Source organism: Curtobacterium sp. L1-20, assembly GCF_048755855.1.
Classification (GTDB): Bacteria; Actinomycetota; Actinomycetes; order Actinomycetales; family Microbacteriaceae; genus Curtobacterium.
Genome location: NZ_CP151473.1, coordinates 2,792,874 through 2,807,351, shown reverse-complemented (window position 1 = coordinate 2,807,351; position 14,478 = coordinate 2,792,874). Strand labels below are relative to the sequence as shown.

Annotated in this window: 13 protein-coding genes; 11 read left to right on the top strand and 2 right to left on the bottom strand. The window is 72.9% G+C overall.

Translation table 11 applies throughout. The features are described 5' to 3' along the window. Positions 1-3 precede the first annotated feature (3 nt). The 3 genes from AAEP86_RS14660 to AAEP86_RS14650 all read left to right on the top strand — a co-directional run bounded on the left by AAEP86_RS14660 (position 4) and on the right by AAEP86_RS14650 (position 3,087). Positions 4-843, top strand: a complete 840-nt coding sequence (locus AAEP86_RS14660) for a lysophospholipid acyltransferase family protein (protein ID WP_420368039.1) — start codon at positions 4-6, stop codon at positions 841-843. Between the two features lie 91 nt (positions 844-934). Next, positions 935-1,948 (top strand): NAD(P)H-dependent glycerol-3-phosphate dehydrogenase, encoded by a 1,014-nt coding sequence (locus tag AAEP86_RS14655; protein WP_420370502.1) that lies wholly within the window; start codon positions 935-937, stop codon positions 1,946-1,948. Between the two features lie 32 nt (positions 1,949-1,980). Further along, a complete protein-coding gene (locus AAEP86_RS14650; RefSeq protein ID WP_420368038.1) occupies positions 1,981-3,087 on the top strand; it encodes a D-alanine--D-alanine ligase family protein in 1,107 nt (368 codons plus the stop codon). A gap of 19 nt (positions 3,088-3,106) precedes the next feature. Here the strand turns inward: AAEP86_RS14650 and AAEP86_RS14645 are convergent, their stop codons facing one another. Next, on the bottom strand, positions 3,107-3,592 hold the full coding sequence (locus tag AAEP86_RS14645; RefSeq protein ID WP_420368037.1) for a DUF3515 family protein: 486 nt from the start codon (positions 3,590-3,592) through the stop codon (positions 3,107-3,109). Positions 3,593-3,616: 24 nt separating this feature from the next. Between AAEP86_RS14645 and thiL the strand changes: the two genes are divergently transcribed. Then, on the top strand, positions 3,617-4,606 hold the full coding sequence (gene thiL, locus AAEP86_RS14640) for a thiamine-phosphate kinase (protein ID WP_420368036.1): 990 nt from the start codon (positions 3,617-3,619) through the stop codon (positions 4,604-4,606). A 25-nt stretch (positions 4,607-4,631) separates the two neighbouring features. Here thiL and AAEP86_RS14635 read toward each other — a convergent pair whose 3' ends face one another. Next, on the bottom strand, positions 4,632-5,195 hold the full coding sequence (locus AAEP86_RS14635; RefSeq protein WP_420368035.1) for an RsmD family RNA methyltransferase: 564 nt from the start codon (positions 5,193-5,195) through the stop codon (positions 4,632-4,634). Between the two features lie 119 nt (positions 5,196-5,314). On the opposite strand from AAEP86_RS14635, the gene AAEP86_RS14630 reads away from it, so the two are divergent. The 7 genes from AAEP86_RS14630 (at position 5,315) to AAEP86_RS14600 (ending at position 14,453) form a co-directional block, all read left to right on the top strand. Continuing rightward, positions 5,315-7,519 carry an ATP-dependent DNA helicase RecG gene (locus tag AAEP86_RS14630; RefSeq protein ID WP_420370501.1) on the top strand — a complete coding sequence of 735 codons (2,205 nt, stop codon included), beginning with the start codon at positions 5,315-5,317 and terminating at the stop codon, positions 7,517-7,519. Positions 7,520-7,547: 28 nt separating this feature from the next. Further along, positions 7,548-8,042, top strand: a complete 495-nt coding sequence (coaD, locus tag AAEP86_RS14625; RefSeq protein ID WP_420368034.1) for a pantetheine-phosphate adenylyltransferase — start codon at positions 7,548-7,550, stop codon at positions 8,040-8,042. 87 nt (positions 8,043-8,129) lie between these two features. Beyond that, entirely contained in the window at positions 8,130-8,744 is a 615-nt protein-coding gene (locus tag AAEP86_RS14620; protein WP_420370500.1) for a YceD family protein, read from the top strand. A gap of 47 nt (positions 8,745-8,791) precedes the next feature. After that, the gene (rpmF, locus tag AAEP86_RS14615; protein ID WP_071292475.1) at positions 8,792-8,995 is read left to right on the top strand and encodes a 50S ribosomal protein L32; all 204 of its coding nucleotides are present in this window, start codon (positions 8,792-8,794) and stop codon (positions 8,993-8,995) included. A gap of 13 nt (positions 8,996-9,008) precedes the next feature. Beyond that, complete coding sequence (gene rnc / locus AAEP86_RS14610) at positions 9,009-9,734, top strand: ribonuclease III (RefSeq protein ID WP_420368033.1); 726 nt, start codon at positions 9,009-9,011, stop codon at positions 9,732-9,734. A 4-nt stretch (positions 9,735-9,738) separates the two neighbouring features. Further along, positions 9,739-10,710 (top strand): bifunctional DNA-formamidopyrimidine glycosylase/DNA-(apurinic or apyrimidinic site) lyase, encoded by a 972-nt coding sequence (gene mutM / locus AAEP86_RS14605; RefSeq protein ID WP_420368032.1) that lies wholly within the window; start codon positions 9,739-9,741, stop codon positions 10,708-10,710. A gap of 44 nt (positions 10,711-10,754) precedes the next feature. Then, positions 10,755-14,453, top strand: coding sequence for an AAA family ATPase (locus tag AAEP86_RS14600; RefSeq protein ID WP_420368031.1), 3,699 nt, complete (start codon positions 10,755-10,757; stop codon positions 14,451-14,453). The last annotated feature ends 25 nt before the right edge of the window (positions 14,454-14,478 follow it).

Below are 14,478 nucleotides of genomic sequence, written 5' to 3'. Positions count from 1 at the left end.
CGGGTGTCCTCGGATTCGTCGCGTCCGTCGGGTTCCGGTGACGGTCTGGAGGCGCGGCGCGCGTCCGCCGCGCAGGTCGCGACCGGCACGCCGGTCCCCGGGCGCCGGTGGCGGCGCGGCGAGCTGAACCGCGCGTTCCGCATCACCGCCTCCGTCGTCATCCCCGTGTTCCGGTTCACCGCGCGGTACCACTGGCACGGTCCGAACCGGGTCCCCGCCGAGGGCGCGTTCGTGCTCGCGCCGAACCACTTCACGAACATCGACCCGCTCGTCGTCGGCACCGCCGTCTACCTGAGCAAGCGCGCGCCACGGTTCCTCGCGAAGGCGTCGCTGTTCCGGGTCCCCGTGTTCGGCAAGCTGATGTCGGGCATGGGGCAGATCCCGGTCGAGCGGTCGGGCCGCACGCGGCTGAGCGACCCGCTCGGCGGCGGCCGGTCCCTCGTGGAACAGGGGGGCGCGATCATCGTCTACCCGGAGGGCACCCTCACGCGGGACCCGGACCTGTGGCCGATGCGCGGCAAGACCGGAGCGGTGCGGATCGCGCTCGAGAACGACGTGCCGCTCATCCCGATGGCCCACTGGGGCACGCAGCACATCATGGCGCGCTACGGCAAGAAGCTCCGGCTGTTCCCGCCGTCCCGCGTCGACGTCATCGTCGGCGACCCCGTCGACCTGTCCGCCTACCGCGGCCGGCCGATCGACCAGCAGATGCTCATCGAGGCGACCGACCTCGTCATGCGGCACATCACCGCGTTGCTCGCGGAGCTCCGCGGTGAGCAGGCGCCCGCGACCCGCTGGGACCCCGCGGCGAACAACCAGAAGGAGACCGGCAAGTTTGAGTGACCACCGACCGGGCCTCCGCCCGCACGAGGACCACCCGGACCCCGCCGTCGCCGCTCGTGGTGCCGTCGACACCGCCGCCATCCGCGTCGTGATGCAGTCGACGGACAAGCCGAGGGTCGCCGTCATCGGCGCCGGCAGCTGGGGGACCACCTTCGCGAAGGTGCTCGCCGAGGGCGGAGCGACCACGGTCGTGTGGGCCCGTCGCCCCGAGGTGGCCCGCGAGATCACCGAGACGAAGCGCAACTCGGAGTACCTGCCAGGGATCAACCTCCCGCGGACGCTCACCGCGTCGACGTCGCTCGAGCGTGTGCTCGACGGAGCGTCGCAGGTGTACGTCTCGGTGCCGTCGCAGACCCTGCGCTCGAACCTCGCCGCGATCCGCGGACTGCTGCCCGCCGACGTGCCGGTCGTGAGCCTGATGAAGGGCGTCGAGAAGGGCACCGGCCTGCGCATGAGCGAGGTGCTGCTGCAGGGCCTCGGCATCGACCAGGACCGCATCGCCGTGGCGAGCGGCCCGAACCTCGCGCTCGAGATCGCCCGGCGGCAGCCGACCGCCGCAGTGGTCTCGTCGTCCTCCGCCGAGACGGCCAGCGCGGTCGCCGCGGTCGCGACCAACCCCTACTTCCGGTCGTTCATCAACACCGACGTGATCGGGACCGAGTTCGGCGGGGTGTTGAAGAACCTCATCGCGGTCGCCATCGGCATCGTCGACGGCGTCGGGTACGGCGAGAACACCAAGGCGTCCATCATCACCCGCGGTCTCGCCGAGATGACCGACTTCGCGGTGTCGCTCGGCGCGCAGCCCTCGACGCTGTCCGGCCTGGCCGGGCTCGGGGACCTCATCGCCACGTGCCAGTCGCCCCTCTCGCGGAACAACACGGCCGGCCGACTGCTCGGCCAGGGGTACCGCTTCGACGAGGTGGTCCGGCAGATGAACCAGACGGCCGAAGGGCTCGCGTCGGTGGCGCCGATCCTCGAGCTCGCGGCGGCGAACGGCGTCGACATGCCCATCGTGGGGCAGGTCGCCGAGGTCCTCGCCGGTAGGCTCGATCCGCGCAACATCGCGCCGCACCTCACCGAGACCGACGAGCCGCAGGGCGAGTGACCGGTCCGGTCCCGACCACCGAGGGAACCGCCATGCCCACGATCGCCGAGGGGACCCCCTCCACGACCACCGTCGCCGTCCTGTTCGGTGGGCGTTCCAGCGAACACGAGATCAGCTGCGTCACGGCCGGCGGCATCATGGACGTCGTCGACCGTTCCGTCTACCGGATCGTGGCGGTGGGGATCACGAAGGACGGTGCCTTCACGCTCCAGCCCGACGACCCGGCGGCGCTGAGCATCCGTGACGGCGCACTGCCGACGGTGCCGGACAACGGCACGCGCGTGGCGTTCCCGACCTCGCCGGCGACCAACGAGCTCGTCGTGTCGCACCCGGACGGTGCGCTCGAGACGATCGCGGTCGACATCGTCTTCCCGATCCTGCACGGCCCGTTCGGCGAGGACGGCACCATCCAGGGCCTGCTCGAGATCGCCGGGCTGCCGTACGTGGGCGACGGCGTCCTCGCCAGCGCGCTCGCGATGGACAAGCACGTCGCGAAGGCGGTGCTCGAGCACGCCGGTCTCCGCGTTGCCCCGTGGACGACCGTGCTGCGCCGCGAGTGGGCGGCGGACCCGGTGGACGTCGCCGAGGCGATCGCCGCGCACGGGTGGCCGCTCTTCGTGAAGCCGGCCCGCGCCGGCTCGAGCATGGGCGTCTCGCGGGTGGACGAGCCGTCGCAGCTCGGTGCCGCCATGGACCTCGCGTTCGAGCACGACTCGAAGGTCATCGTCGAGCCGCGGGTGGTCGGCCGCGAGGTCGAGGTCGCCGTGCTCGAGGGTCGCGACGGCGTCCCGCGCACGAGCCTGCCGGGCGAGATCGTCGTGTCCGAGGACGGCTTCTACGACTTCGCGTCGAAGTACCTCGGCGGGGACGAGTCGCTGCTCTGCCCGGCACCCCTCACCGAGCAGCAGACCGACGAGATCCGGTCGATCGGCGCCCGCGCCTTCGAGGCCATCGGCGGCGCGGGTCTGGCCCGGGTGGACTGCTTCCTGACCGACGACGGGTTCGTCGTGAACGAGGTCAACACGATGCCGGGGTTCACCCCGCTGTCGATGTACCCGCGCTGCTGGGCGGCGTCCGGCGTGTCCTACGGCGAACTCGTGACGGAGCTCATCGAGTTGGGGCGCGCCGCCGTCCGCTGACGTCGTCGCGCTCCGCGGGTCAGCCCTGTACCTCGGAGGCGTCGAGGCACCGGTGCCCGTCCTTCGGCAGGGTCGAGACGGCGTCGGTCAGGTCCTGGACGACCTGGGACGTCGTCCGGGTCGCGTCGATGACGACCTGCACGGCAGGGGAGCGTCCGAACGTCGTGTAGACGATCTGCTTCCCGCGGTCGTCCCGGATCCAGTCCACGCCGCCCTGGTCGAAGCAGGGGAGGTCGGAGACCGTGGGCACCGCCACGCCGCAGTGGTAGACCACCGCCTCGGGGTCGCCCCACGCGGCCGTCGACTGCGCGTTCGTGGTGCGGAGGTCGTACTTCGTGTCGACCGCGGCCGGCAGACGCACCTGCACGGCGGCGCAGGCGGCGGCGTTCGCCGAGGGAGCCGGGGACATCGCGACCGCGTTCGTGCAGCCCGTCAGCCCGGCGGCGAGGGCGAGGACGACGGCCGCGATCGCGGTCTTCCGGAAGGGGCGGCGCACGGTGTCCATCGACGTCCAGGCTACCGTTCTCGTGTGGACGCGACGCACGACGCCTGGGCCGGACCGACCGTGGAGGACCTCGGCGAACTCGTCGTGCTGGACCGCGTCGTGCAGCGGTTGCCGGCCGGGGCGCCGCTCGTCGGGCCCGGCGACGACTGCGCGGTCGTCGCGGCGCCCGACGGCCGCTTCGTCGTGACCACCGACATGATGGTGCACGGCCCGGACTTCCGCTGGGCGTGGTCGTCGCCGGAGGACGTCGGGTGGAAGGCCGCCACCACGAACCTCTCGGACGTCGCGGCCATGGGCGCGGCGCCGACCGGCATGGTCATCGCCCTCGCCGCACCGCAGGACACCCCCGTCGCCGTCCTCGAGGCCTTCGCCGACGGCGTCCGGCTCGCCGTCGGGGCGCTCGCGCCGGACTGCGGCGTCGTCGGCGGCGACCTGTCGACCTCGGCGACCTTCACGGTCTCGGTGACGGCCTTCGGCGACCTCCGTGGCCGACCGCCCGTGCTGCGCTCGGGTGCCGGTGCCGGGGACGTCCTCGCCGTGTCGGGCGAACTCGGACCGGCGGCACGGGGGCTGTCCCGGCTCTTCCGCGAGGGCGTCGACGACCACGGCGAGCCCTCGCGCGCTGCGGTGCTCGCGAGCGGCGCCGACGCCGACCCCGACGTGCAGCGGCAACGACGACCGGTCCCGCCGATCGCGGACGGACCCCTCGCGGCCGACTCAGGGGCGACCGCGATGCTCGACCTCTCCGACGGCCTGGCCATCGATGCGGGACGACTGGCGCGGGCGAGCCGGGTGACCCTGTCGCTCGAGGTCGACCTCGACGAGGTCGCGCTGCACGGCGGCGAGGACCACGGACTCCTCGCGACGTTCCCGGCCGACGCGGTGCTGCCCGGGGGGTTCCGCCGGATCGGCGCGGTGCTCGAGCGCGGCGACGCGGACCTCGTCCGCGGGGGCGTCGCGGTGCCGACCACGGGCTGGGACCCCTACGCGGACTGGGACGGCACCGCCGGCTGACGCCGCACGGCCGTCCGGGCGACCGTCAGGCGGCAGCGACCACGGCCTCCCAGGCGACGGTCTCGCCGTAGCTCCGCTTGCTGAAGGGCTCGAGTCCGGCCGGCCACTCGGGCTCCGGCGACCGCTTGCTCCGCTCGACGACCACGACCGCGTCCGCCGTGAGCTTCGGCGCCAGCGCCGCGAGCACCTCGGCCAGTTCGTGCTCCGTGACGTCGTACGGCGGGTCGATGAACACCAGGTCGAAGGTCCGCACCGTGCCGCGCAGGTACCCGAGCACCGGCTGCGGCTGCACGTCGATCCGGACGCCGGGCACCCGCTGCTGCACCGCTCGTGCGTTCGTACGGCAGGCCTGCGCCGCGGCGGAGGCCCGGTCGACGAGCACGATCTCCGCCGCGCCGCGTGACGCGGCCTCGAGCCCGAGCGCGCCCGTCCCCGCGTAGAGGTCGGCCACCGACGTCCCCTGCACGAGCCCGCGGGCGTCGAGCGACGAGAACAGGGCCTCGCGCACGCGGTCGCTCGTGGGTCGGGTGCCGGACTTCGGCACCCGGAGCGTCGTGGAGCCGGCGGCACCGGCGATGATGCGGGTCATGCAGCCACCGTAGCGGCCGGACGACGTTCTCCACGGGGCGGCCTGGAGGCGCGTGGCGCGTCGGTCCCGCCGGGTACCGTTGACGTGTGGAGACAACCGGGACGACGACCGAGCCGGCGGTGCCGGACCTCGGTCCCGCACCGCTCGACGCGCGGCTGGCGAACGTCCTCGGCGGGCGGACCGCGAGCGCGGTCGAGAAGGCCTTCGGGTACCGCACGGTCGGCGAGTTCCTCGAGCACGCGCCGCGTCGGTACGCCGAGCGCGGTGCCCTGACGGCACTGGACTCACTCGCCATCGGCGAGTCGGTGACGATCGTCGCCGAGGTCGTCGACGTCCGCGAACGCACGATGCGTGCCCGTCGCGGGTCGATCCTCGAAGCGAAGATCGGCGACGGCAAGGGACTGCTGACCCTCACGTTCTTCAACCAGGGCTGGCGGACGAAGGACCTCGTGCCGGGTGCCCGCGGCATCTTCGCCGGCAAGGTCAGCGACTACCGCGGCGCACGGCAGCTCGCGCACCCCGACTACGAGCTGTTCGACCGCGACGACCCGCGCGCGACCGCCGACCCCGAGGACGAAGAGGCGATCCGCTGGTCGCGCCAGCCGATCCCGATCTACCCGGCGACGGCATCGTTGTCGTCGTGGCAGATCGCGAAGTCGATCGGCATCCTGCTCGACACCCTGCCCGACCTGCCCGACCCGGTGCCGGCGAGGGCGCGCACGCGCCTCGACCTCGTCCCCTTCCGTCGCGCGCTGGAACTCCTGCACCGCCCCGAGAAGGTCGCCGACTTCAAGCGTGCGCAGGACGCCCTGCGCTACCGCGAGGCGTTCGTGCTCCAGACCGCGCTCGTCCAGCGGCGGATCGCGGCACGGGCGACTGCGGCGACCCGGCGGACGGCCTCGCCGGGCGGCATCCTCGAGCGCTTCGACGCGACGTTGCCGTTCACGCTCACCGACGACCAGCGGGCCGTCGGTGACGAGGTCGCGCACGACCTGGCCGGCGACTGGCCGATGCACCGACTGGTGCAGGGCGAGGTCGGTTCCGGCAAGACCCTCGTCGCCATCCGCGCGATGCTCACCGTCGCCGAGTCCGGCGGGCAGTCCGCGCTCATCGCTCCGACCGAGGTCCTCGCCGCGCAGCACCTGCGGTCGATCGTGAAGTTCCTCGGCCCCGACCTCGCCGCCGAGCTCCGTCCGGTGATCCTCACCGGCTCCCAGTCGACGGACGAACGTCGGCGGGCGCTCCTCGCCGCGGCGTCGGGCAGCGCACGGCTCGTGGTCGGCACGCACGCGCTCCTCGGCGACCGCGTCGACTTCGCCGAGCTCGGGCTCGTGGTGGTCGACGAGCAGCACCGGTTCGGCGTGGAGCAGCGCGAGGCCCTCCGCACGAAGGGGAGCACCCCGCCGCACGTGCTGGTGCTCACCGCGACGCCGATCCCGCGCACGGTGGCGATGACGGTGTTCGGCGACCTCGACGTGTCGACGATCACGGGGCTGCCGTCCGGCCGCGCCGGCGTCGAGACGTTCACCGTCGGACTCGCCGAGCACCCGGGCTGGGAGTCCCGCATCTGGACGCGCATGGCCGAGGAACTCGCCGCCGGCCGGCAGGCGTTCGTCGTCTGCCCGGCGATCGACGACGCCCACACCGAGGACGACGGCGGCCCCGCGCCGGAGACCGACCCCGGGGCCGACGACGCCGAGGTCCGACGCACCCCGGCGACCGTGCTGGCGACGGCGGAGCGCATGCGGTCGATGCCCGTGCTCGAGGGGCGGAGCATCGCCGTGCTGCACGGACGCATGACCTCGGACGAGAAGGACCGCGTCATGACCTCCTTCGCCGCCGGTGCCGTCGACGTCCTGGTCGCGACGACCGTGATCGAGGTCGGCGTGGACGTGCCGAACGCCTCGATGATGGCGGTGCTGGACGCCGACCGCTTCGGGGTCTCCCAGCTCCACCAGCTCCGCGGGCGCATCGGACGCGGGCAGTACGCCGGCGTGTGCCTGCTCGTGACGCATGCCGAGCTCGAGACGACCGCCCGCGAACGCGTCGACGCGGTCGAGGCGTCGGACGACGGGTTCGAGCTGGCGCGGGTCGACCTCGAGCTCCGGCGTGAGGGCGACGTGCTCGGCGAACGCCAGTCCGGCGGCCGTTCGTCGCTGAACCTGCTGCGGGTCGTCGAGCACGCCGACCTCATCGTCGACGCGCGGGGTGAAGCGGAGCGCGTGCTCGAGCCGGACCCGGAGCTCGCGGGGCACCCGGCGCTGCGGGAGGCACTCGCACGCCGCCTCGACGAGTCGGACGCGGCGTTCCTCGGCAAGAACTGACCGCGACCCGACCGGTATCGTCGCGGGCATGGCACAGATCGCGGTGGTCCCCGGTTCCTTCGATCCCGTGACCCTGGGTCACATGGACGTGATCGGGCGGGCGGCGCGGATCTTCGACGAGGTGCACGTGCTCGTCGTGCACAACCCGGACAAGAAGCCGGCGATGTTCGAGGCCGTCGACCGCGTGCGGCTCATCGAGGAGTCCCTCGTCGAGACCGGCGTGTCCGACAACGTCCGGGTGGGGGAGTGGACCTCCGGGCTGCTCGTGGACTACTGCCGGCAGGTCGGGGCGACGGTGCTCGTGAAGGGCGTGCGGTCCGGCGAGGACGTGGCGTACGAGACCCCGATGGCGATCATGAACCGGCACCTCGCCGACGTCGAGACGGTGTTCCTGCTCCCCGAGGCCTCCCGGGCACACGTGTCCAGCTCCCTCATCCGGCAGGTCGCGTCGCTCGGCGGGGACGTCACCCCCTACGTCCCCGCGGTGGTGGCGGCGGCGCTCCACGAGCACACCGGGCGCTGACGGGCACCGGGCGGACGCCGGACACGCCCGTCCCCGCCTCGACTCGCAGGCCGGAGCGATGTAGGCTCGTCGATCGTGTCTTCCCACGTGAACAGCCCCTACGCCCTGCGCGTGCGCGACCTCGCGCACCGGCCGGGCGAGATGCGCGAGCACTCGCTCGACATCGAGGTGCCCGACGCGATGGGTGCGGGCGTCATCGCCGTGCAGGTCGGTGCGCAGATGCACATCGACCTCCGGCTCGAGGGGCTGCACGAGGGCGTCCTGGTGTCGGGCCACGCGAGTGCCGAGGCCGAGGGCGAGTGCTCCCGCTGCCTCATCGAGATCAGCGAACCGGTCGAGGTCGATTTCGCCGAGCTGTTCGCGTATGATGCCTCGGAGGAATTCGACTTCTTCGTCCAGGACGACCTCGTGGACACGGAGCAGGTCGTTCGGGATGCGGTGGTGCTGGCGCTGCCGTTCCAGCCGGTCTGCCGGCCGGACTGCCCAGGCCTCGACCCGGTGACGGGCGAGCGGCTGGCGGACATCGGTGAGCCCCGTGCTCACGAGGTCATCGATCCCCGGTGGGCCGCCCTCAGCGGACTCGCCGTCGCCGACGAGACCGACGCCGACAGCTCCCGGGCAGCCAGCGCCGACGCAACCAGCACGACCACGTCCCAGACCACCGAGGGTCAGGAGCGGTCCGAAGCCGACCAGGCCGACTGACCGCCGTCCCTCGCCACTGACCACCGACCAACCGAAAGAGAACCACCATGGCCGTTCCCAAGCGCAAGCAGTCCCGTGCCAACACGCACGCCCGTCGTTCGCAGTGGAAGGCCGCGCCGGTCCAGCTCGTGAAGACGATCGAGGGTGGCAAGGTCACCTACAGCCTCCCGCACCGCGCGAAGGTCGTCGAGGACTCCGCCGGCACGCCCCTGTACATGGAGTACAAGGGCCGCAAGGTCGCCGACGTCTGATCGGACCGCACGCATGACCGCGACGTCCGGCGCCACGGGGTCCCGCCCCGTGGGGCCGGACGTCGTTCGTCTGCGCGACATCCTCGGGGCCGACATCGACCTCGAGCTCCTGCAGCTCGCCCTGACCCACCGCTCGTACGCGTACGAGCACGGCGGGATCGGGCACAACGAGCGCCTCGAGTTCCTCGGGGACTCGATCCTCGGCCAGGCCGTGACCGTGAAGCTCTACCGGTCCTTCCCCGACCTCGACGAGGGCGACCTCGCCAAGCGGCGGGCGAGCCTGGTGTCCACGGTGGCCCTCGCCGAGATCGCCCGCATGATCGGGCTCGGCGCGTACCTGCGCCTCGGCAAGGGCGAGGAGCAGACCGGGGGCCGCGACAAGTCCTCCATCCTGGCGGACACCGTCGAGGCCGTCATCGGCGCTGCCTACCTGTCGGCGGGTCCAGACCCGGCGACCGCGCTCGTCCTCCGGCTCGTCGAGCCGCTGCTGATCGACCCCGACCGGTTCGGCGCCGCGATGGACCCGAAGACGAGCCTGCAGGAACTCGCCTCGAGCCTGGCGCTCGGCAACCCGTCGTACCGCGTGACCGAGGCCGGCCCGGACCACGACAAGACCTTCCACGCGACCGTGGTGCTGCAGGGCGAGGACGTCTCGACCGGCACCGGGTCGAGCAAGAAGACCGCCGAGATGGCCGCCGCGCTCCAGGCCTGGACACGGCTCTCCGGCCGGGCGGCCTGACCGCGTGCCCGAACTCCCCGAGGTCGAGGTGGTCCGCGCCGGCCTCGAACCGGCCGTCAGCGGCGCACGCGTCCTGCACGTCGACGTCGTCGACGACCGGGCGCTGACCCGGCACGACGGACCCGCCGAGGACTTCGCCGAGCGGCTCACCGGCCGTACGATCGCCGCCGCCGTCCGCCGCGGCAAGTTCCTGTGGATGCCGCTCCTCCCGCGCCGGGACGGCGACCAGCCGGAGGCGCTCGTCGCCCACCTCGGCATGAGCGGGCAGATCCTGCTCGGCCGTGGTCGCAAGGCCGCGCGGCACCGCCGGATCCTGCTCGACGTCCAACCCGCGGGCACTGACCGCGACGGCGCACCGGAACCGCCGGTCGAGCTGGAGTTCGTCGACCAGCGCACCTTCGGCTCGATGGCGATCGACACCATGGTGCCGACGGTCGACGGCGCTCCCGCCGGCTCCGCCGGGCACGTGGACGAGGCCGAACCGGACGCGGTGTGGCGTCGGAGCATCCCGCGGCAGGTGTCCCACATCGCACGGGACCCGCTCGACCCCGCGTTCGACGACGACCGGTTCGTCGCGATGGCCCGGAAGCGGTCCAGCGGCATCAAGCGGGTCCTGCTCGACCAGGGCGTCGTGAGCGGCATCGGGAACATCTACGCCGACGAGTCGCTGTGGGCCGCGAAGCTCCACTACGACCGCTCCGCGGAGCGACTGACCCGGGCCGACCTGCGCGGCCTGCTCGCCGAGGTCCGGAGCGTCCTCCGACGCGCGCTCGAGGACGGTGGCACGAGCTTCGACGCCCAGTACGTCAACGTGAACGGGCAGTCCGGGTACTTCTCGCAGCGCCTCGCCGTCTACGGGCAACAGGGCAGGCCGTGCCCCCGCTGCGGCACGACCATCGTGCGCGAGGCCTTCATGAACCGGTCGAGCCACCGTTGCCCCGTGTGCCAACCGCGTCCCCGCGTCCGCACGCGTTAGCCTGACGCCGAGCGAGCACCGCCGCCAGCACACCCGGAGACCGCATGTACTTGAAGAGCCTGACCATCAAGGGGTTCAAGTCCTTCGCGCAGCCGACGACGTTCGCGTTCGAGCCCGGGGTCACCTGCATCGTCGGACCGAACGGCTCGGGGAAGTCGAACGTCGTCGACGCCCTCGCCTGGGTGATGGGGGAGCAGGGCGCGAAGACCCTCCGCGGCGGGAAGATGGAGGACGTCATCTTCGCCGGCACGTCCACCCGCGGGCCGCTCGGCCGCGCCCAGGTGCTCCTCACCATCGACAACACCGACGGTCTCCTGCCGATCGAGTACTCCGAGGTGACGATCTCGCGCACGCTGTTCCGCAACGGCGGCAGCGAGTACGCGATCAACGGCGAGAACTGCCGGCTCCTCGACGTCCAGGAGCTCCTGAGCGACACCGGCCTGGGCCGCGAGATGCACGTCATCGTCGGCCAGGGACAACTCGACAAGGTGCTGCACGCGACGCCGGAGGACCGCCGCGGCTTCATCGAGGAGGCCGCCGGCATCCTCAAGCACCGTCGCCGCAAGGAGAAGACCCTCCGCAAGCTCGAGGCGATGCAGACGAACCTCACCCGGTTGTCCGACCTGGCCGGGGAGATCCGACGGCAGCTGAAGCCGCTCGGGCGCCAGGCCGAGGTCGCCCGCAAGGCGCAGTCGGTCGCCGCGGTCGCCCGGGACGCGAAGGCCCGCATCCTCGCCGACGACGTGGTCCGTCTCCGCCGCGAGCTGCACGAGCACCAGGAGGTCGAGGCCGGCCGGAAGTCCGAGCGCATCGTCCTGCAGGAGCGTCTGGAGCAGACCCGGACCCGCCAGCAGCACGTCGAGCAGAGCATGGTGGGCGACGCGGTCGACCGCGCCCGGACGGTCGTCCACCGGCTGGAGAGCGTCCAGGAACGGCTGCGTGGGCTGTCGAGCCTGGCGAACCAGCGGTTGATGTTCCTCGCCCAGCAGGCGGACGCCCCGCAGCAGGGACCGACGATCACACCGGAGCGGGTGCAGGGCGTCCGTGACGAGGCCGACCGGCTCGAGGCCCGCGCGGCCGCGATGACCGGCGACACCGCGCGCGCTGGCCGCGTCGTCGAGGAGGCGCGTGCGGCCCTCGACGCGCTCGACGAGCAGATCGCCGCCCAGGCCGCCCTCGTCGCGCAGCACGACCTCGAGGCGCAGCGCCTCGCCTCCACGGTCGACGTCGCGCGCTCGCAGCGCGGTTCGGCTGTGTCGGACCGCGAACGCCGGGAGCGGGCACTGTCCGAGGCCCAGGAGCGCGCCGAACGGGCGGCAGCGGCCCTCGCCGAGCTCGGCACGGACCCCTCGGAGGGTGTCGACGAGGCCGCACTGACCACCGCGCTCGACGCCGCTCGCGAACGGCAGGAGGCGGCGCAGGCCGACCGGGACGCCCTGCGCGACCGCCTGCACGCCCTCGAGCGCGAACGGGACGCCCTGGACGCGCGCGTCGCGGCCCTCGGCATGTCGATCGACGTCCGCGACGGGTCCCAGGCGCTCATCGACGCGGGACGCGCCGGCATCGTCGGTCGGCTCGCCGACGCACTGACGGTGGCACCGGGCTTCGAGGGCGCCGTCGCGATCGCCCTGGACGGCCTCGCCGACGCGGTCCTCGCCGACGACCGCGCGGTCGCGCTCGACGCCGTCTTGCACGCTCGCGCCGCGGACATCGGCCGGATCGACGTGGTCGTCGCCGACGCGACGGGCGTCGCGTCCGACCTGCCGGAGCGGCTCCCCGCCGGTGTGCGTCGGGCGCTCGACCTCGTCCAGGGACCGCCGGCGATCGCCGCGATCCTGCGCAACACGCTCGTCGCCGAGACCGAGGACGTCGACCTGGAGGCGGTGCTCACCGCCGTCCCGCACGCCACCGTCGTGACGCGGTCCGGCGACCTGGTCCGCGCCGTCCGCGTGACGGGCGGCGGTGAGCGGGTGACGTCCCGGATCGAGCTCGTCGCGGAACGCGACGAGGCCGTGACCCGCCGTGACGCCGTCGCGAGCGACGCCGAGGACGCAGCCACGAGCCTCCAGGCCGCCCGCTCCGCCGTCGAGGACGCGCGTCGACGGGCGGACGAGGCCGATGCGGCCTCCCGCGCGTACGCACGGGCGAAGGCGGAGTACGACCGCTCCAGTGCGTCCACCCGCGCGAAGGCGGAGAACGCGGCTGCCGAGGTCGAGCGGCTGCGCGCGGCCCTCGCCGAGACCGACGGCGCCGTCGAGACGGCGGAGGCGCGGCTCGGGGACGCCGAGCGCGCCCACCGGGAGTTCACCGAGCGTCCGCGTCCCGTGGTCGACGCGTCGGGTCGCCCTGGGTTGCAGGACGCCCTCGACGCCGCACGGGCGGCGGAGATCGAGCAGCGGATCCAGGTCGAGACCGTCCGCGAGCGTGTGCGGTCGGAGCGGCACCGCGCCGTCCAGCTGGAGCGACAGCTCGAGGCCGAGCGTGCCGCCGCCGAGGAGGCCGCGCGACTCGCGGTCATCCGCCGCGGGCAGATCGCGGTCGCGGAGGGCGTCCTCGCGGACCTGCCCGGGCTGCTCGCCGCCGTCGACCGGTCGCTGGCCGAGGCGCGGGTGCAGCTGGCGACGGAGGAGTCCGAGCGGTCGAAGCGCAACACCGAGCTGCAGACGATCCGGGACGAGGAGCGCGAACTCCGGGAACGCCTGCAGACCATCACCGACGGCGTCCACTCGCTCGAGATGGAGATCTACGAGAAGAAGCTCCACGTGTCCGGCGTGCTCGACCGCGCGCAGAGCGAACTCGGGCTCGGCGAGGCCGTCCTGGTCGAGGAGTACGGCCCGGACGTGCCGGTGCCCGTCGACGTCCTGGTCGACCCGCGTGTGCTCGCCAGGAAGCACCGCGAAGCCGAGCGTGCCCGAGCGGCCGCCGAGGCGGCGGCAGCCGGCGACGACGACGCGGCCGACGTCGACGCCGACCTCGGGCTGGTCGCGGCGGAGTCCACGCTGCCCGGGGGTCCCGCGTTGCCCGAGTTCGACGCCACGGACGAGGTCGACCTCGCCGACGTCGAGACCGTGCCCTACGTCCGTGCGGAGCAGGAGCAGCGCCTCGCGGCGGCCGAGCGGGACCTCGGACGGCTCGGCAAGGTCAACCCGCTCGCACTCGAGGAGTTCCAGGCGCTCGAGCAGCGGCACGCGTTCCTCGCGGAGCAGCTCGACGACCTGCAGAAGACGCGCACCGACCTCATGACCATCATCGACGAGCTCGACACGAAGATGCAGACGATCTTCGACGCCGCGTTCTCGGACACGAAGGAGGCGTTCGACGTCATCTTCCCGATCCTGTTCCCGGGCGGCTCGGGGTCGATCACGCTGACGGACCCGGACGACCTGCTGCACACCGGCATCGAGGTGCAGGTGAAGCCGGCGGGGAAGAAGATCGATCGGCTGACGCTGCTGTCCGGCGGAGAACGGTCCCTGGCCGCCGTGGCGCTCCTCGTCGCGATCTTCACCGCCCGGCCGTCGCCGTTCTACATCATGGACGAGGTCGAGGCGGCACTCGACGACGCCAACCTCGGACGCCTGCTCACCGTCTTCGAGCGACTGCGGGCCTCGTCGCAGCTCATCGTCATCACGCACCAGAAGCGCACCATGGAGATCGCCGACGCGTTGTACGGCGTCTCGATGCGGCAGGACGGGGTCTCCGCGGTGGTGGGGCAGCGGGTGCAGCAGCGCGACGCGGTCGCGTAGCGCGCCGCCCGGCCGCGGCCAGCTC

Coding starts and splice junctions, on each gene's coding strand:
- coaD (WP_420368034.1), top strand. CDS start 7,548: ATGGCACAGATCGCGGTGGTCCCCGGTTCCTTCGATCCCGTGACCCTG.
- AAEP86_RS14655 (WP_420370502.1), top strand. CDS start 935: ATGCAGTCGACGGACAAGCCGAGGGTCGCCGTCATCGGCGCCGGCAGC.
- rnc (WP_420368033.1), top strand. CDS start 9,009: ATGACCGCGACGTCCGGCGCCACGGGGTCCCGCCCCGTGGGGCCGGAC.
- AAEP86_RS14645 (WP_420368037.1), bottom strand. CDS start 3,592: ATGGACACCGTGCGCCGCCCCTTCCGGAAGACCGCGATCGCGGCCGTC.
- AAEP86_RS14650 (WP_420368038.1), top strand. CDS start 1,981: ATGCCCACGATCGCCGAGGGGACCCCCTCCACGACCACCGTCGCCGTC.
- rpmF (WP_071292475.1), top strand. CDS start 8,792: ATGGCCGTTCCCAAGCGCAAGCAGTCCCGTGCCAACACGCACGCCCGT.
- AAEP86_RS14635 (WP_420368035.1), bottom strand. CDS start 5,195: ATGACCCGCATCATCGCCGGTGCCGCCGGCTCCACGACGCTCCGGGTG.
- AAEP86_RS14600 (WP_420368031.1), top strand. CDS start 10,755: ATGTACTTGAAGAGCCTGACCATCAAGGGGTTCAAGTCCTTCGCGCAG.